The 20,124-nt window shown below is 47.2% G+C and carries 22 protein-coding genes and 2 pseudogenes; 5 read left to right on the forward strand and 19 right to left on the reverse strand.

The window, feature by feature from the left end; genetic code table 11:
- The 4 genes from EYB31_RS38945 to EYB31_RS38960 all read right to left on the reverse strand — a co-directional run.
- Positions 1 to 813, reverse strand: an 813-nt coding sequence (locus tag EYB31_RS38945; protein WP_131018996.1) for a DEAD/DEAH box helicase, incomplete at its 3' end; no start/stop codon positions are given.
- A gap of 118 nt (positions 814 to 931) precedes the next feature.
- A complete protein-coding gene (locus EYB31_RS38950; RefSeq protein ID WP_131018997.1) occupies positions 932 to 1,507 on the reverse strand; it encodes a PadR family transcriptional regulator in 576 nt (191 codons plus the stop codon).
- Between the two features lie 174 nt (positions 1,508 to 1,681).
- Complete coding sequence (locus tag EYB31_RS38955; RefSeq protein ID WP_131018998.1) at positions 1,682 to 3,076, reverse strand: MDR family MFS transporter; 1,395 nt, start codon at positions 3,074 to 3,076, stop codon at positions 1,682 to 1,684.
- Positions 3,077 to 3,117: 41 nt separating this feature from the next.
- Positions 3,118 to 3,471 carry a VOC family protein gene (locus EYB31_RS38960; RefSeq protein ID WP_131018999.1) on the reverse strand — a complete coding sequence of 118 codons (354 nt, stop codon included), beginning with the start codon at positions 3,469 to 3,471 and terminating at the stop codon, positions 3,118 to 3,120.
- A gap of 335 nt (positions 3,472 to 3,806) precedes the next feature.
- Here EYB31_RS38960 and EYB31_RS38965 point away from each other — a divergent pair, with 335 nt between their 5' ends.
- Positions 3,807 to 5,201: a hypothetical protein gene (locus tag EYB31_RS38965; protein WP_131019000.1), complete on the forward strand. Its 1,395-nt coding sequence runs from the start codon at positions 3,807 to 3,809 to the stop codon at positions 5,199 to 5,201.
- A gap of 155 nt (positions 5,202 to 5,356) precedes the next feature.
- Here the strand turns inward: EYB31_RS38965 and EYB31_RS38970 are convergent, their stop codons facing one another.
- Positions 5,357 to 6,622, reverse strand: coding sequence for a TolB-like translocation protein (locus tag EYB31_RS38970; protein WP_131019001.1), 1,266 nt, complete (start codon positions 6,620 to 6,622; stop codon positions 5,357 to 5,359).
- A gap of 76 nt (positions 6,623 to 6,698) precedes the next feature.
- Here EYB31_RS38970 and EYB31_RS38975 point away from each other — a divergent pair.
- The 3 genes and pseudogenes from EYB31_RS38975 to EYB31_RS38985 all read left to right on the forward strand — a co-directional run.
- A pseudogene (locus EYB31_RS38975) lies at positions 6,699 to 6,932 on the forward strand (hypothetical protein); the annotation flags it as partial.
- 145 nt (positions 6,933 to 7,077) lie between these two features.
- The gene (locus tag EYB31_RS41155; RefSeq protein ID WP_240763223.1) at positions 7,078 to 7,152 is read left to right on the forward strand and encodes a MerR family transcriptional regulator; all 75 of its coding nucleotides are present in this window, start codon (positions 7,078 to 7,080) and stop codon (positions 7,150 to 7,152) included.
- A gap of 83 nt (positions 7,153 to 7,235) precedes the next feature.
- A complete protein-coding gene (locus tag EYB31_RS38985; protein WP_131019002.1) occupies positions 7,236 to 7,562 on the forward strand; it encodes a YnfA family protein in 327 nt (108 codons plus the stop codon).
- A 9-nt stretch (positions 7,563 to 7,571) separates the two neighbouring features.
- Here the strand turns inward: EYB31_RS38985 and map are convergent, their stop codons facing one another.
- From map to EYB31_RS39050, 13 genes and pseudogenes are all read right to left on the reverse strand, one after another.
- Positions 7,572 to 8,321 carry a type I methionyl aminopeptidase gene (map, locus tag EYB31_RS38990; protein WP_131019003.1) on the reverse strand — a complete coding sequence of 250 codons (750 nt, stop codon included), beginning with the start codon at positions 8,319 to 8,321 and terminating at the stop codon, positions 7,572 to 7,574.
- Position 8,322: 1 nt separating this feature from the next.
- Positions 8,323 to 8,586: a hypothetical protein gene (locus EYB31_RS38995; protein WP_131019004.1), complete on the reverse strand. Its 264-nt coding sequence runs from the start codon at positions 8,584 to 8,586 to the stop codon at positions 8,323 to 8,325.
- A complete protein-coding gene (locus EYB31_RS39000; RefSeq protein ID WP_131019005.1) occupies positions 8,543 to 8,926 on the reverse strand; it encodes a TetR/AcrR family transcriptional regulator in 384 nt (127 codons plus the stop codon). The genes EYB31_RS38995 and EYB31_RS39000 overlap by 44 nt, the downstream gene beginning before the upstream one ends.
- A gap of 102 nt (positions 8,927 to 9,028) precedes the next feature.
- Positions 9,029 to 10,525 carry a stalk domain-containing protein gene (locus EYB31_RS39005; RefSeq protein WP_131019006.1) on the reverse strand — a complete coding sequence of 499 codons (1,497 nt, stop codon included), beginning with the start codon at positions 10,523 to 10,525 and terminating at the stop codon, positions 9,029 to 9,031.
- A 412-nt stretch (positions 10,526 to 10,937) separates the two neighbouring features.
- Positions 10,938 to 12,213, reverse strand: a pseudogene (locus tag EYB31_RS39010) (IS110 family RNA-guided transposase).
- 198 nt (positions 12,214 to 12,411) lie between these two features.
- Positions 12,412 to 13,281: an aminoglycoside phosphotransferase family protein gene (locus EYB31_RS39015; protein ID WP_131019007.1), complete on the reverse strand. Its 870-nt coding sequence runs from the start codon at positions 13,279 to 13,281 to the stop codon at positions 12,412 to 12,414.
- Between the two features lie 82 nt (positions 13,282 to 13,363).
- Complete coding sequence (locus tag EYB31_RS39020; RefSeq protein ID WP_131019008.1) at positions 13,364 to 14,230, reverse strand: phosphotransferase family protein; 867 nt, start codon at positions 14,228 to 14,230, stop codon at positions 13,364 to 13,366.
- Positions 14,231 to 14,310: 80 nt separating this feature from the next.
- Positions 14,311 to 14,970 (reverse strand): hypothetical protein, encoded by a 660-nt coding sequence (locus EYB31_RS39025; RefSeq protein ID WP_131019009.1) that lies wholly within the window; start codon positions 14,968 to 14,970, stop codon positions 14,311 to 14,313.
- A gap of 10 nt (positions 14,971 to 14,980) precedes the next feature.
- On the reverse strand, positions 14,981 to 15,472 hold the full coding sequence (locus tag EYB31_RS39030) for an HIT family protein (RefSeq protein WP_131019010.1): 492 nt from the start codon (positions 15,470 to 15,472) through the stop codon (positions 14,981 to 14,983).
- Positions 15,473 to 15,727: 255 nt separating this feature from the next.
- The gene (locus EYB31_RS39035) at positions 15,728 to 15,964 is read right to left on the reverse strand and encodes a hypothetical protein (RefSeq protein WP_165452841.1); all 237 of its coding nucleotides are present in this window, start codon (positions 15,962 to 15,964) and stop codon (positions 15,728 to 15,730) included.
- A gap of 16 nt (positions 15,965 to 15,980) precedes the next feature.
- The gene (locus tag EYB31_RS39040) at positions 15,981 to 16,376 is read right to left on the reverse strand and encodes a cupin domain-containing protein (RefSeq protein ID WP_131019012.1); all 396 of its coding nucleotides are present in this window, start codon (positions 16,374 to 16,376) and stop codon (positions 15,981 to 15,983) included.
- 32 nt (positions 16,377 to 16,408) lie between these two features.
- Entirely contained in the window at positions 16,409 to 17,161 is a 753-nt protein-coding gene (locus EYB31_RS39045; RefSeq protein ID WP_131019013.1) for a carboxymuconolactone decarboxylase family protein, read from the reverse strand.
- Between the two features lie 217 nt (positions 17,162 to 17,378).
- A complete protein-coding gene (locus tag EYB31_RS39050; protein ID WP_131019014.1) occupies positions 17,379 to 18,428 on the reverse strand; it encodes an NAD(P)-dependent alcohol dehydrogenase in 1,050 nt (349 codons plus the stop codon).
- 260 nt (positions 18,429 to 18,688) lie between these two features.
- Between EYB31_RS39050 and EYB31_RS39055 the strand changes: the two genes are divergently transcribed.
- Positions 18,689 to 19,234 (forward strand): TetR/AcrR family transcriptional regulator, encoded by a 546-nt coding sequence (locus tag EYB31_RS39055; RefSeq protein ID WP_131019015.1) that lies wholly within the window; start codon positions 18,689 to 18,691, stop codon positions 19,232 to 19,234.
- Between the two features lie 33 nt (positions 19,235 to 19,267).
- Here EYB31_RS39055 and EYB31_RS39060 read toward each other — a convergent pair whose 3' ends face one another.
- Positions 19,268 to 20,065, reverse strand: a complete 798-nt coding sequence (locus EYB31_RS39060; RefSeq protein WP_131019016.1) for a helix-turn-helix transcriptional regulator — start codon at positions 20,063 to 20,065, stop codon at positions 19,268 to 19,270.
- Between the last annotated feature and the right edge of the window lie 59 nt (positions 20,066 to 20,124).

The following is a 20,124-nucleotide window of genomic DNA, read 5'->3' on the forward strand; positions in this document are numbered from 1 at the left end:
CGTAATCGCCGCCTTCGTCAGGCCCCTCACCAGCCGGTCCGCGCCATGTTTCGTACGGGTGAACACAAGCGCGCTCTCGATCGACTTGTCTTGCAGCAGATCGATCAACAGCGGCAGCTTGTTCGGCTTGTCCACAAAGTAGAGTGCCTGCTGTATCCGCTCCGCCGTCGAGGAAACGGGCGTAATTTCGATTTTCATTGGATTCTTCAGCAGCGAGTTTACCAGAGATGTGATCTCGGGCGGCATCGTCGCCGAAAAAAACAGCGTCTGTCGTTTGGCAGGCAGCTTGGCGATAATCCTTCTCATGTCGTGAATGAAGCCCATATCCAACATGCGGTCTGCTTCGTCCAGCACGAGAATCTGCACGTGACGCAGATCGGCGAATCCTTGGTTCATCAGGTCGATGAGTCGGCCCGGCGTTGCTATCAGAATGTCCATGCCTTGCTCGAGTTCCAGCTCCTGAGCTTTTTGCGAGACGCCGCCTACAATCACGGCACTTCGCAGATTCGAAAAACGTGCGTAAGATTTAAAGTTGTCGGATATCTGAATCGCCAGCTCACGCGTAGGCGTCAGGATCAGCGAACGAATGACACGTTTGCCGCTCGGTCGTGCCTGCTGCTCGCTCAGCAGTTGGATAATGGGTAGCAAGAACGCCGCGGTCTTGCCGGTCCCCGTCTGAGCGCAGCCGAACAAATCTCGGCCCGCCAGCACTGGCGGAATTGCCTGCTCCTGTATAGGAGTGGGCTGTCTATAATTTTCCTTGGCCAGCGCTTTAAGAATGGGGGGAATCAATTTCAATTGTTCAAATGTCATAAAATCTCCTTTGTCATGCTGCCGTCGATGCGGAAGTTTCACTTCTTGCATTATACACCTTTTATGACGAAGTACATCGCTCCAAGCATCGCAATGCATCGGTTAAACATTTCCGGGTTTACTCCCGTTCAGGCCCTTCCCCATTCGTGCGATGGCTATTAATTAACTGTAATACCCACTCTTCGTCAAAACGGAGCTTTTCCATCCGATGCCGGAAAAAGATCAGAATATACCGCTGTTCCCCGCCGGGTATCCGCTCATCCTTGTCCACATACGCAATCCGTTCTTCCTCGTGGCGGATTTCATAACGCAGATAATCCTTGTACTGGTGCAAAATTAAAAACTGCAGTTCCCTACTGATCAGATCAAAATTTTTCAGTTTAATATAAAAGTGCAGCTCGTAATCCGGCGAGTAGGGGATCGGCTCTTCCATCAATCGAAAAAAGCGCATTCTGCCTTCTTCGGTAATGCTATACATTATTTTCTTTTTCCCTCTTCCCTGCCGGGCGCCCTCCGATTGTTCATCGGGGACCTGCTCGATCAGCCCGTCTGCAAGCAGACCGTGAATGAGCGGATAAAGCACCCCCCAACTGATTTTTCGCGTAGGTCCAATAGCCCCGTTCAAGATCTGATGTAACAAATAGCCATGCATCGAGTTATTCATCAATTCGCCGAGGATGAACAATTCGTTCAAGCGAGTGGCCTCCCTTACTGTGTTTGACTGCTTTTTATTATATCGAAAAGATATAATATGTAAACAACAGTATAACATACGGTACCCGAAAAAAGAAAAAGCCGCGATCGTCGCGACTTTTTCCGGGAAGCATCGGTTTGCGGCCAATTTCGGTTTCTTTCTTTCGTGCACCCTTCACGCCGACTGCTGCTGCGCCATCAGCTCGCGATGTTTCGGCAGGAGCTGCACGGCGAGCAGGTTCGCAATCGCAATGGCGCACATGAGCAGAAAAACGGAATGCATTCCGGCAGCCAGCTCCGCTTTGGATCCGAGTGTTGTCACATGCTGGTTGTAAATCGTGCCGAATGCCGCGATGCCGATCGTTTGGCCCATTGAGCGCAATAACATGCTGGAAGCGTTGGCGACGCCGCGTTTTTCCCAGCCGACGGCGGATTGCACGACAACGGTGGACGGCGTCGCGACAAAACCCATCCCGAGCCCGATGACGACGAGAATACCAATCCAGTAAACGTAAGGAGAGTTCATCTGAAGCACGGCAAGCCAAATGGAGCCGGCGACCACCAGACCGGAACCCAACACGATCGACGCCTTCACCCCCATCCGGTACATGAGCCTGCCGACCATGTTGGCAGCCAGCGGCCACGCCAGTGACATCGGCATGACGATCAGGCCCGAGCTTGTTGCGGAATGGCCAAGCACGGACTGAATCCAGATTGGCGCGTAAATCGTCAAACCCGTCGTGATGCCAAACGTCAGAAAACCGCTGACATTCGTCACATTCAACACGCGGATGCGGAAAATCGATAACGGCATCATCGGTTCCTCCGCCCGTTTTTCGATCCAGAGGAACAACAGCAAAAACACGGCCGATACCGCAAACAGCGCTACAATCAACGGGGAATCCCACGGATGGTCGGACCCGCCGCTCAGCAGCGCATACAGGAGCGCGGAAAAGCAAACGGTAAAGGTGAGTGCGCCGAGGTAATCGATTTTTTTCGCCCGGCGCTCGATCGGTTGGTGTAAAAATACGGTGACCAGCAGCAAGGCGGCGGCGCCGATCGGCACGTTGATGTAGAAAATCCAGCGCCACGATACCTGATCGACGAAATAACCGCCGATAAGCGGGCCAAGCAAACCTGCCACAGACCAAACGGACGAGAAGACGCCCATCATTTTGCCGCGCTGCTTGCCCGAGAACAAATCGCCAATAATTGTAAAGCACACGGGCGCCAGAGCCCCGGCCCCAATTCCTTGCAAGGCCCGGAACCAAATGAGTTCCGCCATCGACTGTGCGGCCCCGCACAAAATGGAACCAAGTACAAACAAACCGATGCCGGCCGCAAACACGGTTTTGCGCCCGAACAAATCGGCCAGTTTGCCGAAAATAGGCACCGCTACACAAGTGGTCAGCGTGTAAACTGCAAACACCCAACTGAACAGGCTCTCACCATACAAATCTGCGACAATATGCGGCGTGGCGGTGGCGACGATAGTCACGTCCAACGCGCCGATGAACATCGCCGCCAGCAGTCCGATTACAACCATGTTGACGTTAGTTTTCTGTGTCATGGGAAGACGCTTCTTTTCATTGTCACGTTTTCTCTCCTTGATTAACGATTATAAACCAAGTATAAGGTATTGCCTTCAGGATCACTGAAGTGTATAACCTGGGCTGCATTGCCTTCTACACCATTATGGAATTCAACACCCCGGGATTTCAGTGTCTCCATGGCTGAATCCAATTCCTCCACCTCAAATCCAATAGACATGCTGCCCGATGTTTCCGGTTGAAGGCCATGTTCTCCGGCAAGATGCAGGAGGCCAATCGTCAATCCCGGTGCTTCGACCTGCGCAAAATGCCCGTCCATTTCGTGTTGAAGTTTTAATCCAAGGGTTTCGACATAAAATTTTACTGCCTTTTTTAAATCCGCTACCATGACAGTCACATTGCCGCTCTTAAACATCGTTTATTGCCTCCTTTAATGTTTGATCGTTTTTATTATATCAAAAAGATATAATATGTAAATATATTTATTGGATATAAAAATTCTTTTTTAACCGTCCGCACAGGGCGACCGCACCGAGATAATCTTCCACCTGCGCGGATTGGCCGGCACTCCGGTGATAAGTATTTTTTACGACGACTGGTTTACTTGTACACGATTGAGTGATTTTACGGCTTGTTCCCCCTTGTCTAGTGAGGGTGATGGGATTAGGAAATATTCCCTTTCTTTGAAACTTCCGGTTGAAATGCTGCGTCTTATTATTATGAACAAATAATTCAAGGCGGAGGTTCGAAATGAAAAGAAAATACGGCCCCATTTTTATGTTTACTCTGCTGCTGATCCTGTCGTCAGGGTTTCTGGCGTCTAGTGCAAATGCAGACCAAGCTGTCGCGTCGATAAGCAGTTTCACCCAAGCCGAAGATTATGCCAAAAAGCTGATCGCTGCAGATTATCCTTTTGCCAAAGATCAAATTGTGCTTGATTTGCATCAGGAGTTTGTCTTAAATCAGAAAACTCATTATTCGTTATATTTCAAACGTATGATTGGGAATGTCCCTTATCCGAATAATAAAATCTTCTATGCTTTCGACGAAACGGGTAAAAGGCTCGGACACTACATCTATTGGGACAAGCAGGTTCAGTTTGAAAAGCAAGAGCCGGTATTAAACAAGGAAGACGTTAAAGCGCAATTCCTTGAACATATGCAGCCGCTTCTTTCCTACTGGTTTAATGGAGCTTCTTCTCATTCGAGACTAACGGAATCGAGCATTTATAGCTACGATTTTGATCCGGAAGCTTTGGACTTTACGTTGACGGGAGAGCCTTATAATTTAAAGCAGAAGCTCGATTCTATCGAAGATGAGAACTCGCTTGCCGGAGAAACCGCGAATATTCCCATAAAGCCGATCGAGACGGAAAAGGAGGCATTAAAACACGCTTCATTGGTGGCTGGAATAAGCAATGGTCCTTCACCGGAAGTCCGCATGGACTATAATACTGTTTTTAATGATCGGTTAATCGGTCCTTTTTGGCAGGTTATCTGGGTAAAGTCGGATTCCTGCTACGCGAGAACGGTTTTTCAACAAAATTCTGGTCAATTGGTTGATTATTGGAATGCCTGCATGAATCAAAGCGGCAAATCGCTTACCACAGATCTGGCCAAACAGAAAGCGATTCAACTCGTCAAACAATACTTGCCTGAAAGCACGTATAAAGATTTGGCGGTTGAAGATGTTTCCTTATTGCAGAAAGAGCCGGAAGGATACAGCTACTACAGTGTAAAATTTGTACGGCATATTTCGGGCGTATGGAACCCGAACTTGCTTTATGTCGATATAGATGAGAAGACAGGATCATTTATCGGATTTAGCAACCAGCTGAACGATTACAATTATGAATCGCTTCCCGTAGTCGACAATGCGAAATTAAACAAGATGCTGCTCGACAAATACGACTTGGAGCTGCGCTATGAAGCCGTCAACGATATGAAAGATAGTATGGTGGCATCTCAAGGGGGTGGTTGGAAAGCGATTAGTGAAGAGCCGGTTGAGATCAGTCTTGTCTATCATCTGATTCCCAAAGCGGAATACAGCAACTATTTTCTCGATGCCAAAGAAGCGGTGTGGAGAGATCGCAATACAGCCAAAATGACGACAAAAGAACAAATTGAAATGCCGGAAAAGCGATAGATTTGTTATGTTATGTCCGATACGCAGCGTTTTTAAAAACTTCCCCAAAGCCAACCTGCTCAGTGATGTGGTTGGCTTTTCTTTAGTATAATGAAAAAACCAGATTCACAAAGGAATCCGGTTTTCGACATCAGAATTATCGTTTTTCGTTTAGATTAGTCGGCTTTTAATTTTGCGATCCAAGTCGTGTCATCGTCTAGATAAACAAGCACATGCTGAGAGTCGATCCAATGATTTGTTCCTAGCGGATATATACTGGCAGTGCCTTCCGGTTTTCCGTATAAACTCATAGTTGATGAGGCGGAGTCAATAACAAGCAGTATGTTATTGTCCCTGTAGCCTTTTGTTTTATCTGTGACTTCTATGCCATTACCGTAAAACGCATACTTAGCGCTGTCAGGGGACCATTCACCCGCTAAATTGAAAAAGTAACCTTGTGGAAAGCCATCTACGATCGTTTCCTTGCCACTTTTAACATCCAAAAGCCATAAATCTTTTTGGACGGAAGCTTCCGCTACCTTTCGAAAAAGAACCTTCGTACCGTCGGGAGATATAGCGATTGACATGCCGTTTATCGGAAACTCTTTAATTTCTCCGCTTGTAGCGTTCACAATAATGAGCGAATTTTTATCGTTTTGAGCGGCTGCCAAATCCTTCGCAGTTCCTACAATAGTCAGGTTTCCGTACTTTTGAGAATCAATGAGTAGTTTTTCATTACTGCCGTCCTTGTTTACAAGAAAAACACTATTCCCTCTATTTTTCGAGAGAATTCCATTTCTATTAGAAACAAAGGCAATTTTTATCCCGTCAACCATCGGATGCGGGTCCGAACTCCAGTTTAATCTATATTTGCTTTCGCCAGAATTAGCTGCGTCTGCCTTGACCTTCAGGTCTAATTCATCATAGCCTTTGGTACTTAAAATGGATTTTACTGAACCGTCGTTCGAGATGAGCCATAAGTTTTTCTGATCCTCATCGCCTCTAACCAGGTCCCCGCTAGCCATTTTTATCGATTTTCCATCTGCTGAAAACAGTTGATCCTTTACCGTGAAACCTGTGCCAAAAGCTAATGGTTTCATGGTTATTTCGAACGAGTCGGGACTTGAAAATTGTTCGTCGGAAGCTCGTATAAAGTAAGCGGTCGTAGTACCTGAAGTAAAATCTTTTCCGGGGAATCCTTTATAGGTGATCGGCTCCGGATATAGAATAACTCCATCTTTAATATGAAAAGTATCAAGCTGACCCTTTCCGATTTTCTTCCAGGCCCAAGAATCTGAAGGCTTACTGGGGGTTGTTGGTACCGAAGTCGATTCAGCATTGGGAACTGGCGAAGGTGCAGCAGTAGTTCCATTACCCAAATCGCATCCTGTTAGAGTAATAAATAACAAGCCGCAGACAAGTAAAAAATTCAAAATTTTCATATGCCGTCCCTCTTTAATCTGAATATGAAGTTTTGAGTATGCTGACGATCTATCCGCAACTGTGTTAGGCAATTTCGAAAGTGGAGGTGATCCGTTTGCGGCCATCGAATCCATCTTGCCATGGCAGGTATTTACCGAGAGCGTCACAGAAGCAGAAAGATTGGCTCAGCCCGCAGACTTCGACTATCTTCCGCTGATCGGCGACGGTTTCAGCCAGCTTCGCCGCTACACTCCAACACTTTTGGAATAACTAAAGCTCAAAGCTGCGCCAGCCGCACGTGACATTCTGGAAGGGGTGGAAATGCTAAAACTGGGATGGGAACACATCAACCTGTTATTTCCGTTTCGTGAGGTGACCCCTAATAACCCAAGACAGGCGAGCGCCGTTTTCATTTACATCACCTCCCAAGTTAAGTATACTTTTCATGATAAATTAAGGTGTTATTATGGCTGGAATGACTATTGGTCAGCTGGCGGCAAAAGCTGAATTAAACGCATCAACGCTGCGTTATTATGAATCTGTTAGATAGCGGATTAAGCTGCAAATGCATAAAGTGGTCGGAATGCCTGGAGAAGATAGAACATAACGGTTCGTGTTAGGAGACAATTTTTTATGTTAATGGCTATTTTTATTTTTGTGCTTGCGGGGCTTGCTGAAATTGGCGGAGGATATTTGGTATGGCTTTGGCTGCGGGAATCGAAGCCCCTTTGGTACGGGATTGTTGGCAGCATCATTCTGATTTTGTACGGCATCATTCCGACGCTCCAAAGTTTCCCGGCGTTCGGGCGCGTATACGCCGCATATGGCGGCGTATTTGTCATTCTCGCGGTGCTGTGGGGCTGGCTTATCGATAAAAAAACACCCGATATGTACGATTGGATAGGTGCCGCCATTTGCATAGCGGGTGTATCCGTGATGTTATGGGCACCTAGGAGTTAATCAGCGGAGCTATTGCTGCGCAGTCAAAATGACAGGTCCCGCTTTCGTAATGGCAATTGTATGTTCATACTGAGCGGATAACTTCCCGTCAGCAGTTCGTGTGGTCCAACCGTCGTCATCGATCGTCATGCGATACGTTCCCGCGTTCAACATCGGCTCAATGGTAAAAACCATGCCTTCCTTAAGGCGGAATCCTTTACCCGGTGACCCGAAGTGCGGAAAATTAGGCTCCTCATGCATGTTTCTGCCCACTCCATGGGCAAGCAAATCGCGCACGACGCCAAAACCGTTTCGCTCCGCATGTTGTTGAATCGCATGGACGACATCGCCGATCCGGCTGCCGACGGTTGACCGTTCGATACCGATATACATGCACTCTTTCGCGACCCGCATCAACTTCTCGGCTTCCTCCGAGACGGTGCCGACCGCATAACTCCATGCGGAATCGCCGACCCAACCGTTCAGCTCCGCAACGATATCGACGGTGACGATGTCTCCCTGCCGCAGCGGTTTGCTGTTCGGGAAGCCATGCGCGATCACATCGTTCACGGAAGTGCACGTTGCATACCGGTAGCCATTGTAGCCCAAAGTGGGCGCCCTTCCCCCGGCTTTCGCGATGAGCCGCTCTACTTCGTCGTTAATTTCCTGCGTCGTAATGCCCGGACCCATCATTTCGGCCACTCTTTTGTGGCATGCCGCCACGAATTGCCCGGCTATTTTCATCTCTTCGATTTCCGCCGCCGATTTCAAAGTCACCATATTATCGGCCCCCTCCCGGCAAAATTCCCGTAAGCAAAGTTTCGGCAGCCTCGTCGCCATCCATCTCTTCATGCTGATGATGAATATGCAATCCGGCATAACCGACCAGCGAGCCAATCAGCATGTTGACCGCCTTTTCCGGGCTTCGCGCGCCGACGCATTCCCGCAAAACCTCCGCCAGCGGCAAGATCAGCTCTTCGTGGAACCGTTTGGACAGTTCCCTATAGCGGCCGCCGGGCAGCTGGTGAAAATTTTCCGCTGACATTTTGTACAAGATGAACACCGATAGATCCTCCGACCACTGGCGAAGCATAAACACGATATAAATTCCGCAGCCGCTCAGTCCAGGGTCCTTCGCCGCCCAAGGCAGTTTCCGTGATCGATTTCGCTTGTTCGAAAGCGCACCACAGCAAATCGTCAAACAACTCGTATTTATTTTTGTAATAATGATAAACCGTTCCGTAACCAAGTGCGGCTTGGGCCGCGACATCGCGCATCTCCATGGTTATGCCTTTATCGATATACACCTGCCCAGCTGCCCGCAGCATTTGCTGGATCCGGACCGCACGTATCTCTTCGTTCTGCTCTTTCGTTCGGGGAGACATGATCGGAAAGCCCTCCTTTTTTTGACCTACTGCAATGTCGAAATAAGAGTACAATAATTTTCCTTTTCAGTCAACCCGCAAATGCTTGGTTCGTGTCCCGCTTCAAAAAGGCCCCGTAATCCTGCTCTCATAATCATCAAGCCCTGATGCCATCAGCCACTTTCCATTTACATATTCAATTGTAATAATCAGCGTACCTTCCGGGTCGTCATAGGATGTAGCGTCGAACGTGATTTCTACAACCTGATTTTTCTGACTTTTTATCTTGGCAGTTTCAATTTGAAATTTTCTTGCCCATCCGTGTCCTCCATTATTTGTGTTTACATAAAGCCGTCCTTCATAATCTTTATAAAGAGGAAGACCAGCATCTTTCACTTCCAAATAATGAGCTAAAAATAGCTTTTGAGCGATATCTTTTGTAAATACTCCTTCTACTACATTTTTCAAGTCTGCTATGGATCTAACGCTACTCGTATCAATATCCGTTTTCCAAGCCTCATCTATTACTAGGCAATACTCGTTTTCACCCGGAATCGTTTTTGTCTCATCGACTTTAAACCATCCAGATCCGTTAAACATGCCATAGACGTCTGCTGCCTTCGGTATAAGCTGGCTGAGAATATCTTTTACTTCATTGTCAGTGAGATTTACATTTGCATGAAAACTAGTTTTAATCGTGTTTACGAACTTCGACATGGATTGATATTCTGCCGTTAACTCTTCGTTGTGCGGATCATATTGTACATCACCCGGAGTGCTTATTGTGAACACTTTGTTTCCAAGTTCTCCAATTTTCGATATATGACCGACCTCCATAGCCGTTTGACCATCTCGACTCCAATCCTCTTTAGTCTGTATGCCGATCGAAAAAACAACTCCCCCGTACTCTTTGTTTGCTATGTCGATAAAAGAAATATTTACGAATTTCGAAGTTTCATCTATCGCTTCCGCCACATCATATTTCCCTTGCCAGCTCTTAGGAAGATTGAGGGTGAAGTTGTTTTTTTCGTTTTCATAAACGATGACTGGAGCCGCGCTAATGATATGGCCATTTACATTCCCAACATGGAGGTTAACCGTTGAATACGTTCTAAAATCCCCTAGACCTTCTGAGACGAAGGTTTTCGCGTCTACCCCAAAATCATCTCCATGAATCGCAACCTCGCCGATTTGTTCACTGTTATCATTGTAGAATACAAGGGTTGCTTCAACGGCATTTGTTATACTCCCTACACCTTCGATTTGCAATTGACCGGTAACCTTGGTGTTGCTGCCGTCTTTTGTTAAGATTAAATTGCCAACATGTAGCCCTTTGTAATTCGGATCCGATAAGCTAAGCTTTCGATTTTCAACAAAAATCTTTTGCTGCTCCTGATCATAGTCGATCGTTGCACCCAACTGCTCGGCTACGAAACGAATCGGCACGTACGCGTGACCGTCAACATTAAGCACTTTATAGTCATCATTTAAGGAAATCGTATTTCCATTTATTTCGAAATGGGCAGGGAACAATAACGCCTGGATAGCATCTGACGCGAAGGCAACAGATGAACCTGCGATGACTAAACCACAACCTAAGCCCAACACAAATTTTTTCATTAACGCACCTCCCACTATAAAGTAATGTTTTCTCCTGTTTTCTCGCTCATTCTCAGTATTTCAACTTTGACAACTTAAGAGGCGGTGGTGGAGAATGTCGTCTTCACCACGATTTCCTGTAAGAGCGTAGGCGGGAACAGAGCTTGGGATCGTTTGAATTCCAAAACTGTGGATAATTGGTATGATCGCACAATGGATCTCCACATTCACCCTTGGGGTTTACCCTCCCATGTCACGCTGGGTCTATGCCCTTACATTCCTTCGTTCTACCTCTCAAGGGGTGGATGCCGATTCTCGCTCCTTTACAGGGTCGTTGCCCTTACGGTGTGTAGTACGTCGGCTTCTCCGGTGCTTCCGTTGTCTCATCGCTCACTTGTGAATCATCGAGATTGCAGGCGGTTGCTTCTTGATCTTAAGCAGCCAATTGTTGCATCTGGGCTTGCCGAACGGTTCCAATCACATCTATGGCGTTATACACGCGTTGCTTTGTCCCCAGCGTATACAGGACTCGAATGAGCTTTCCACATAACGCGATGAGCGACTGTTTCTTCTTTAGCGGGTTCTGACCTCTCGTCGTGAAATAGCGGTGTAGTGCCTGAAACTCTGCGTTCTTCGCTACCATTGGCATGATCGCTCGGAACAGCAATGCCCGCAGGCGGGATCGCCCTCGCTTGGTTATACCTGTCTGGCCTTTACGTATTCCGGAGCTGTTCTCCATGAGATTCAGCCCGGCCAGACGAATGATTTGTTGACCATGATCGTAGGTATTCAGATCGCCCACTTCCGCTAGAAATCCGGCGACCGTGAGGATACCGATTCCGGGTATGGTCAGCATTTCTGTCGTTCCCGGGATCCCCTCTAAAATCTCTTCCACCTGAGCCATAATGGCTTCAAGCTGCTCGTTAAACAGGTCGAACTGCGCTAGAAGGGTCCTCAGTTCCAATCGAGCCGCTACGATTCCTTCCCTCAACCCAATGGAGGCTGTAGCGGCGGCATATAGCGCCTCTGCCCGCTTGATTCCCACGCCACGTTTGACCTCTGTCTTCCCATCTCTGGCCCCTTTGAGGGCGATGTCGGCAGGTAACGGAAAGGTGCGAAGCGTCAGAAGCGATGCTTTGCCACTCCAGTCCTTAAATACGCTAGTGTACTCTGGGAAGAAGCGGTCGAACCAATTGCCAACCCGGCTTTCACTTGGGTCAAACTGTCCGACACCTTTTCGCGCAGGTTCATCAGGATCCGCAGTTCTGCGAATTCCTTCGTCGGCAGCTTCGGTTCCGAATAATTCCCGTCCCGGATCAATTTTGCAATAACTTTGGCATCCTTGTAGTCGCTCTTCGTCGGTGAATTGTCCTCAATCTCTTTCGTTTTGTTGACATGATGTGGATTCACAATAACGACCTGAACGCCTTGGTCTTGCAAGAAAGCAGCTAACGGAAACCAATAGTGGCCCTACCAAAGATAATGTCCGCCTTGCCATGTGACTGCCCGAGTTCCTTCATCCACGTTGCGAGCTTCGTTAGCCCATTCTGGTCATTTTGGAACACGCATTCTTTACCGAGTTCGATCCCGCGAAAATCTACCGCGCGAGCTACGTGTACTTTCTTGGCAATGTCCGCACCGACGACCAGCGTCGTTTCGGTAATTCGTGTAATCCGTTGATTCTTCTTCTGTTTCATCTTATACTTCATGGTGAGCGCCTCTTTCGTTTATTGGGATTTGTTCTTGGCCGAACGGTTCCCAGTATAACAAGTGGCGCTTCTTGTTTTCAAAGAGCAAATTACTTCATTACAGGAATAGCTCTTTTATCGTTTATACCTTTAGACGTTAATGTGATGACTTAGTCGCAGATGAATGTAAATAATTTCCTCATTTCAGTTAATCGAGCATCATTCTGACAATACTAGATCAAGCCAGGATTTCGCCTCATGGTACAGAATTGGATTGTTTTCCGGCGTGTAGTAAGCCAGTATTGCCACCGCCTGCGATACGACCCATCCGCGAGCTCTTGCCCAGGTAGCGTTGTCCGTCGGAAGATATTCGCGGAACGCATCACGAGCTGCCGGCGAATGCAGCTTCCATGCGACCATGACATCACATGCAGGATCGCCGATGCCCATTGTACCCCAGTCGATCACACCGGTGATGCGTTCATTTCGCACAAGCCAGTTACGCGCGTCAAGGTCGCCATGGTGCCAAACCGGCGGGCCGTTCCACGGAGGCGCAGCAAGCGCCGATTCCCACACAGCAGCCACCGCAGGATCGCCATCGAACCGCGTCAGCCAGTATCGGAACTCCTCATCCCGTTGAGCCAAAGGAATGCCGCGTCCCTGCGGCCCGCCCGATGAATTGAGTTGTTGCAGCGCTCCAACGAACTGCGCAAGATCACGCGCTGCCTGAATCGCGTCAATCTCCTCTATCGGCACCGTCTCGCCTTCAACCCACGTATGTATCTCCCAAAACCACGGATATTCGCTATTCGGATGCCCTTGGGCGATAGGTACAGGGGTTTCAAGTGGAACCAACGGCGCGAGCTTGGGCAGCCAAATAAACTCGCGACTTCCTGGTGCCGCAGGCCCCTCCCGCCTCGCGAGCCGAACCGAATAGTCGTCGCCTAGCCGGAAGATGGCGTTTACTGTGCCGGCCGGCTCAATCCGTCGCAGAGATAGCTCTGCCCAGTGGGGAAACTGGGCGACAAGCAACCGGCGCACGAGTGCCTCGTCAATTTCCATTTCGTCAACATGCATTTTCTCAACCATTAGTCGCTTCCTCCTGCTCGCTTTTACGAGTGTAATTCGAGTCCTGCTTCATGTCATCCAATGTTGTTCCCATTTTAACACCTTACAGCAACACATTCTCATTTAAAAAATGATTATCCCTGACGATTTTTCTTACCTTCTTCATCGTATCCGCGTGTTTGGGCACTCCGGCGATTCGGTCGAGCAACAGCCACCTGAGGCAGGCGAGCGCTTCAAAGATCTCCAACTCCTCCGCCGCTACGCTCACTTCCTCTTGATATTTGTACAAAAACGTAAGGCTTTTGCTTTCGCTCAAATAGATGCGCAGGAGCAGACAAGCCCAAGATAGATCATACCTAGGGTCCCCCAGTTGCCCGTTCGTCCAATCAATGATTGTGTATTGTCCATTCTCTTCTAGAATATTGCCTAAATTGAAATCTCCGTGAATAATCCGGTCCTGTTTAATGTCCGCGGAAGCGACGAGACGGATCAATTCCTCTTTCATCGCTGGAAACGCCTCGATCCCCGAGAAAAAATACCCAACAAAATCATACTTAGCTAGTATCCCTCCTTCCAATCCATCCGGAGAAAGTCGGTGAATGTCAGCTAAAACGGCAGCCATTTTTTTAAAAATGCTCGGGTTTACCTTCGTTATTGTAGTGCCGTGATAACGGGTCAGCAGCACATCGTCCCCTGTTTCGGTTCGCCCATAGCCGATTGGCTCGGATACGCGGATTCCTCGATGATGAAGGGCATCCAAAAGGCGATATTGGCGCAGAACATCGGGTTTAGAGCGTTGGTTCCACACCTTCAGCACGAAATGCCTTTCCCCTTGCGTGATTTTAGCCACATCCGCCTCAAGTCCCGGCGAAAGCGGGCTAAACGTCAGTTCAGCCCCTGAAGTAATCAGGTTTTTCAAATTTGGCGTTGTTTCATGCCATGTAATGGCAGCCAATTCAAATTGTTTCATATCTCACCTCTGGTAATTTACTCCTTCCAGAGAATTCAACATTTTGCAGCGTTATCCTGCCAGGGTGTAATCTTGCGATCTCATGAGCTTGAGCGGGGATTATGAATCATATCGAGGGAGTTTAATTTTGCGAGTATTTGTTTTGCATAAGAATCCCAGTCCGCTTCATCTGTGTTTATCTCTAGAGTGGGAATCAATGATTGTTTAGCACACATAAGAAGCTTCTCCTGATCCTCTAAAAACTTCTGGCATGCTTCTGTTACCGTAGAGTGGTTTTCCATCACATACGATTTCCAAGCTTCGCCTCGACTTTCAATGAATCTAGGCTCTACGGCATCTTGGGATAATATTAAGACTACACAAAGTGCATTCAGCCGTGATAGACGTTTTTCCAGCATTTCAATTTCTGGAGAATTTATAAAGGCCGCACGATGATTTACATTAAATCTCTCCAGAAGATAAAATACTCCTTTTGATGCTTTCGTATGACCAAGCGAAGCAATCCATTCGAATTGTTGCTCAAGGTAATCAACATGACGATGTAAGAGTTGAATATGTTCATCCTTGTCCATGGATTTTAAAACGCCCTGATATGAATGCAAAACTTGCGAATAATGTTCACTTATTGCAATAATCGTCTTTTCACCATTTTGTGTTTGGCTGTGTAATCTCTTTATTGCAGAAAATACCGATGATTTTCCGGAGGTAGACAGTCCTTCAATAATGACTCCTCGAATCATATTTCACCTCTCATCTTGTTTCCGGTCGTGCATTTTCCTTAATCCAAGAACGTAACTTTTCAGCATAGAAAGGGCGTTCATCTGGATCAGTCTGAAAACCCTTTGTTAAATAAAGTTGATCGTTCACATATCTTGGGTAAACGTGGAGGTGATAATGCCACACGTCTTGATTGCCAGCGGGCTCATTATGCTGCCTTGTTGAAATCCCGTCGCATCCATATGTGCTTTTCATTGCAAATGCTGTAAGCTGAGCCGCTCGATGAATTTCAGCAGCGTAATCCATAGGGAGCTCAAAGATGTTCTCAAAATGTTGATTCGGGACAACAAGAACATGTCCTTTGTTATTTGGCCACCATTTGCTCGCTATAAATGCCGTTACATATTCATTCCGATAGACGATGTCCCTTTGTTTGGTTCCCTGATTAGGTCTTTCGATTCCCGAGACAACACGACAAAATGGACATTCGTACCCTTCGGGTTTATGTAAAAATGATGCTGTCATTTTCTCACTCGACTCCCTTCATATTCCTCCATCAGTTTGACGCAGGCAACTTCTGTTCGTTGCGTTATTCCTATCAATTTGTCTTGTTATGGAAAAGACCTTTATCTCAAGAATTAACTTCAGATAAAGGTCTTTTTTATTTAGTCGTGTCGGCCTGTTTCGCAGCTCAATAATCTGTTCCGACAGCCATACCGTAGTCTCCAAACGATTCGATTGGATATTAGTTAAAATCGGGATCCAAAGAGCAGAGTCATTTTACTTGTCCTCATGTACTTCCGTCGCCTTGTCTGTGCCCAGTACGGTTAACCGATACAGTCCGAGTACAACGGGATTAGCCTGCACATATCCCTCAAGCAAAAGATCTTTTAGTGCCTGGTTTACGTCTGACAAATTCTCCGCAGCCTTAGGAAGCTGATCTGCGATCTGCGCCGGCGACTGCCATTCGGCAGTTAAGGCCAATAGTATGGATTGTTGCAGTGGAGTTAAGTTCATATGTTCACCATCCTTTTTACAGTTCACCGTATTCTTCATCGGTTACGGGCTGTAACCAATCTGTATGTCCAGGTGTAAGTGCTAGATGCACAAACCAGCTATCCTTCGTAGCCCCATGCCAATGTTTTACGTTGGGTTGAATGTTTACCACATCACCTGTTTTTAGGAATTGAGCTGGTTTCCCTTCTTCTTGATACCATCCTTCACCGCCGGTAACTAACAACACTTGCCCGGTGTGATGAGAATGCCAATTATTGCGGGCACCCGGAGCAAAGGTTACATTCCCGACAGCCGTATTGAGTGGTGTTGGGTCGGTAAACACCATTTGCAAGTAGGCGTCACCGGTAAAGTATTGTTCTACTTTTTGACCCAACGGGAAGATGGTGCTGTTGCTTAACTGTTCGTTCTTCATGTTACAATCCCTGCTTTCAATTCATTTATATGTTAGCGGGCAGAAGTTTCATTTACGCAGCTCAAAGCGTTTAATGTTCTCGGAAAACCCATATATGGAAGGCAATGAGTGATGGCGGCGATGATCGTATCCTTGTCATTGCCCACATTCAGATTCCCCCGCACATGGGCTTTGACTTGACTTTCACAACCGCCAAGACTACTCACGATGCAGAGCGTAAGCAGTTCACGCGTTTTCAAATCAAGACCTCCACGTGTATAGAAGTCGCCAAAACAAAAGGCGGAAAGATAGTCTTGTATATGTTTTTGATTGGCTGGAGCATTCTCCCGATTCTTTATTATGATCTCCCCGAAAATTTCCACCTGCACTGCAAGCCCCTTGTCAAACCGATTATCTTCTTCAACCTGTTTCTGGCTCTCCAGCGGCAATGTAATATTTCTGTCTTTGAAGACTTCGTTTACCTCAGTGAGAGCATTGAGCGTTTTGGGGAATCCAAGATATGGCGCACACTGGTAAATGGCTTCTTTGATTTCCACCGCAGTGAGCCCAACGTTTAGCGCGGCATGGGCTTGTGACTTGAACTGGGGCAAGGTTTGATTGGTTGCAAGAACGACTAGGGTAATAAGCTCACGTTGTTTGTGATCCAGGTTGCCTTGGTAAAAAACTTCCCCGAAAATGAAACGGCTCAGGATATCCTGAAGATCAGGATCCGTAGCATACGCTGCTGGCACTCCATCGCCAAATAGCTGTTTATACGTTTCTTGGCTTTTTTCCATTCGATTCATAACTAATCCTCCCCGCTTATTTTTGCGGCTGAACGAGACTGCTGCAAGAATACGGCTATGACATACTCTGGTGTACTGACAAAGAAAACTAAATATGTAGATTTCCCAACAGTCACACATTTAATTCCCCTTTAAGCAAGGTAACCATACGAATTTTTTAAAAGTGAAAAGGCACACCCCTGTAGGCGTGCCTCATCCTATTGGCTAGGAGTAATATTTATGCATTCTCCATTGTACTGCTGTCGATGACAAATCGATACCGGACATCTGAAGCCAACACGCGCTCCCAGGCTTCATCTATTTGCTTGGCGGAAATCACTTCGATCTCAGGAACGATGTTGTGCTCAGCGCAGAAATCAAGCATTTCCTGCGTTTCCCGAATTCCACCAATCATCGAACCGGCAAATGACCGGCGATGACCGATAAGAGAGAATGCGTTAACAGACAACGGCTCCGCCGGTGCGCCGACGTTGACCATTGTACCGTCCAGCTTCAGGAGCGAAAGGAAGGCACTGATATCGATCTTCGCGCTCACGGTATTTACGATGAGATCAAACGAACCGGCCAACTTCTTAAACGTCTCAGGATCGTTTGTGGCAAAATATTGGTCAGCGCCAAGCCGCAAACCGTCTTCTTTCTTCTTTAATGACTGTGATAATACCGTTACCTCCGCGCCCATGGCATGAGCAAGTTTCACGGCCATGTGCCCCAGCCCGCCAAATCCAACAACCGCTACCTTCTTGCCTGGGGCTGCTCCCCAGTGACGCAGCGGCGAGTACGTTGTGATGCCGGCACACAAGAGTGGCGCGGCAGCGTCAAGCTCAATACTATCAGGAATTCGAACCACGAAATCCTCGGTTACGACGATGTGAGTGGAATAACCGCCTTGCGTATACTGTCCATACCGATCAATAGCACCGTAGGTGCCCGTCATTCCATTAAGGCAATACTGCTCTTCTCCCTTATGGCAGCTATCACACTCTCCGCAGGAGTCAACCATACAGCCTACTCCTACACGATCGCCGATAGCATATTTAGTAACTTCCGAACCAAGCCGAGTAACAATTCCTGCGATCTCGTGACCCGGAACGAGAGGATATTGAACCGGCCCCCACTCGCCGCGAGCCGTGTGAATGTCGGAGTGGCAAATCCCAGCATACTTTATCTCAATAAGGACATCATGCGGCTGAAGGTCCCTACGCTCGATCGAGGTTAGTTCAAACGGGCCTTCCGGACTGAATACAGCACGTGCATTAGCATTAATCATTCATATACCTCCTGCAATTCATGAATAGATCTTTTACTATAAAAGACTTCGTGATTAATCAACATCTGTCTATAATTATACCTTAAGTCAACATGCTATCAATGGTTAAAAGAACGTAATTCGTTGTTTAATAGACAAATTCATATATTTTGTTTATTAAAATACCTTTAGTCAATATCATTTGATTATTCAACTTGCGTCTATTAACATAAACATAATTGAACATGCTTAATTATTTATGAAAGCCGGGTGAATTTACAATGGCAAAAGTAGATCGAAGAATTTTAAAATCACAAGAAGCTATGAAAAAAGCTGTCATTGAACTGATGACCGAAAAAAATTTCGATGACATTACCATTCAGGATATTGCCGACCGGGCAAACATAAACCGTGGCACCATTTATCTTCATTATCAGGACAAATATGACCTATTGGATAAACTCATAGAAGCACACATCTACGAATTAAGGGAGCTGGGTGAATGGGCTTGCAGACTGGATTGGAGCAGTGCGCTTTTGCCTTTCTTCGAGTATTTTGAAAAAAATTATTTGTTCTTTTCGACTATGCTAGCCAGTCAAGGGGCCCCTTCATTTAGAAAACGGCTTTTTGACTACATTACAGAAGGATTTAAAGATGAGATTGACAAAGAAAGCGGAAGAAATACGGACTTAAGCGAAGCTGTTATGCTTCAGTATACCGGGAACGCTTATGTAGGCGTCATTGAATGGTGGATCAGAAACGGAATGCCTTCCCCGCCTCAAGAAATCGCCAAACAAGTTGGAGCTTTGTTAGAGAGAAGCCTATAGATCAGATAAAACAAGCAGCTGCGCTAAACAGCCTTATTCGGCTTGAACCGGGATATATACTGTAATTTTTAAGTCGGGATAATCCGCAACGGTAAGCGACTGGTGCTCGAACAGAAGTTCACCGAGCTTGGGGTGATTAAACCTTTTAAGTCCAAGAGGGATACCTAACACTTCGTGATCTCCCCACCATTGTTTGAATTGTTCGCTCGAATTCTTAAGCAGATCAACCAACTCCTCGAACGAAGGATCGCCAATGTGCTGGCCGTAGCTGGTCCGAAATTGCGCCAAGAGGCTCTGGGCCGCATCCGGCCAATCCGGCAGCAAATCGGGGTAGTCGGGACGGGCGAACATCCGCCACAAACTGTTCCTTTCCAGAACGTTCATCTCGTTAAAGTCGCCGAACAGCTCACAAGCCGCGTTGTTCCAAGCGAGCGTGTCCCACCTCGGTCCTCTTACGTAAGAGGGGAAAGGATCTAATTTATCCAGCATCCGCTGCACAGACTGATCCACGTGAATGTCGGGCATCCATTCTTTGACGGGCGGGCGGTGCTCGGCAAGCGTATATAAATGCAGCAGCTCGTACCGGTTTAATTGCAGTGCTTGGCCCAAACTGTCCAGAACCTGGACAGAAGGCCGGACATCCCGCCCCTGTTCAAGCCACGTATACCAAATATTGCTTACCCCAGCCATATCTGCCACTTCTTCGCGGCGCAGCCCTTTGGCCCGGCGATGCGGCGCGCTTAGAATCCCAAGCTCGGACGGGGATAAGCGCGATCGGCGCGATTTCAAGAAAGCCCCTAACTCTTTGCGGCGTTTCAAATCTTCTTCCATACTCGCTTCCCCCTGTCTTAAGTATTATTTTTTATAATCGTATAAACGGTATTCTTACA

Source organism: Paenibacillus thalictri, assembly GCF_004307995.1.
GTDB lineage: Bacteria > Bacillota > Bacilli > Paenibacillales > NBRC-103111 > Paenibacillus_AF > Paenibacillus_AF thalictri.

Coding starts and splice junctions, on each gene's coding strand:
- EYB31_RS38955 (WP_131018998.1), bottom strand. CDS start 3,076: ATGACACAGAAAACTAACGTCAACATGGTTGTAATCGGACTGCTGGCG.
- EYB31_RS38960 (WP_131018999.1), bottom strand. CDS start 3,471: ATGTTTAAGAGCGGCAATGTGACTGTCATGGTAGCGGATTTAAAAAAG.
- EYB31_RS38965 (WP_131019000.1), top strand. CDS start 3,807: ATGAAAAGAAAATACGGCCCCATTTTTATGTTTACTCTGCTGCTGATC.
- EYB31_RS38970 (WP_131019001.1), bottom strand. CDS start 6,622: ATGAAAATTTTGAATTTTTTACTTGTCTGCGGCTTGTTATTTATTACT.
- EYB31_RS38985 (WP_131019002.1), top strand. CDS start 7,236: ATGTTAATGGCTATTTTTATTTTTGTGCTTGCGGGGCTTGCTGAAATT.
- map (WP_131019003.1), bottom strand. CDS start 8,321: ATGGTGACTTTGAAATCGGCGGCGGAAATCGAAGAGATGAAAATAGCC.
- EYB31_RS38995 (WP_131019004.1), bottom strand. CDS start 8,586: ATGTCAGCGGAAAATTTTCACCAGCTGCCCGGCGGCCGCTATAGGGAA.
- EYB31_RS39000 (WP_131019005.1), bottom strand. CDS start 8,926: ATGTCTCCCCGAACGAAAGAGCAGAACGAAGAGATACGTGCGGTCCGG.
- EYB31_RS39005 (WP_131019006.1), bottom strand. CDS start 10,525: ATGAAAAAATTTGTGTTGGGCTTAGGTTGTGGTTTAGTCATCGCAGGT.
- EYB31_RS39015 (WP_131019007.1), bottom strand. CDS start 13,281: ATGGTTGAGAAAATGCATGTTGACGAAATGGAAATTGACGAGGCACTC.
- EYB31_RS39020 (WP_131019008.1), bottom strand. CDS start 14,230: ATGAAACAATTTGAATTGGCTGCCATTACATGGCATGAAACAACGCCA.
- EYB31_RS39025 (WP_131019009.1), bottom strand. CDS start 14,970: ATGATTCGAGGAGTCATTATTGAAGGACTGTCTACCTCCGGAAAATCA.
- EYB31_RS39030 (WP_131019010.1), bottom strand. CDS start 15,472: ATGACAGCATCATTTTTACATAAACCCGAAGGGTACGAATGTCCATTT.
- EYB31_RS39035 (WP_165452841.1), bottom strand. CDS start 15,964: ATGAACTTAACTCCACTGCAACAATCCATACTATTGGCCTTAACTGCC.
- EYB31_RS39040 (WP_131019012.1), bottom strand. CDS start 16,376: ATGAAGAACGAACAGTTAAGCAACAGCACCATCTTCCCGTTGGGTCAA.
- EYB31_RS39045 (WP_131019013.1), bottom strand. CDS start 17,161: ATGAATCGAATGGAAAAAAGCCAAGAAACGTATAAACAGCTATTTGGC.
- EYB31_RS39050 (WP_131019014.1), bottom strand. CDS start 18,428: ATGATTAATGCTAATGCACGTGCTGTATTCAGTCCGGAAGGCCCGTTT.
- EYB31_RS39055 (WP_131019015.1), top strand. CDS start 18,689: ATGGCAAAAGTAGATCGAAGAATTTTAAAATCACAAGAAGCTATGAAA.
- EYB31_RS39060 (WP_131019016.1), bottom strand. CDS start 20,065: ATGGAAGAAGATTTGAAACGCCGCAAAGAGTTAGGGGCTTTCTTGAAA.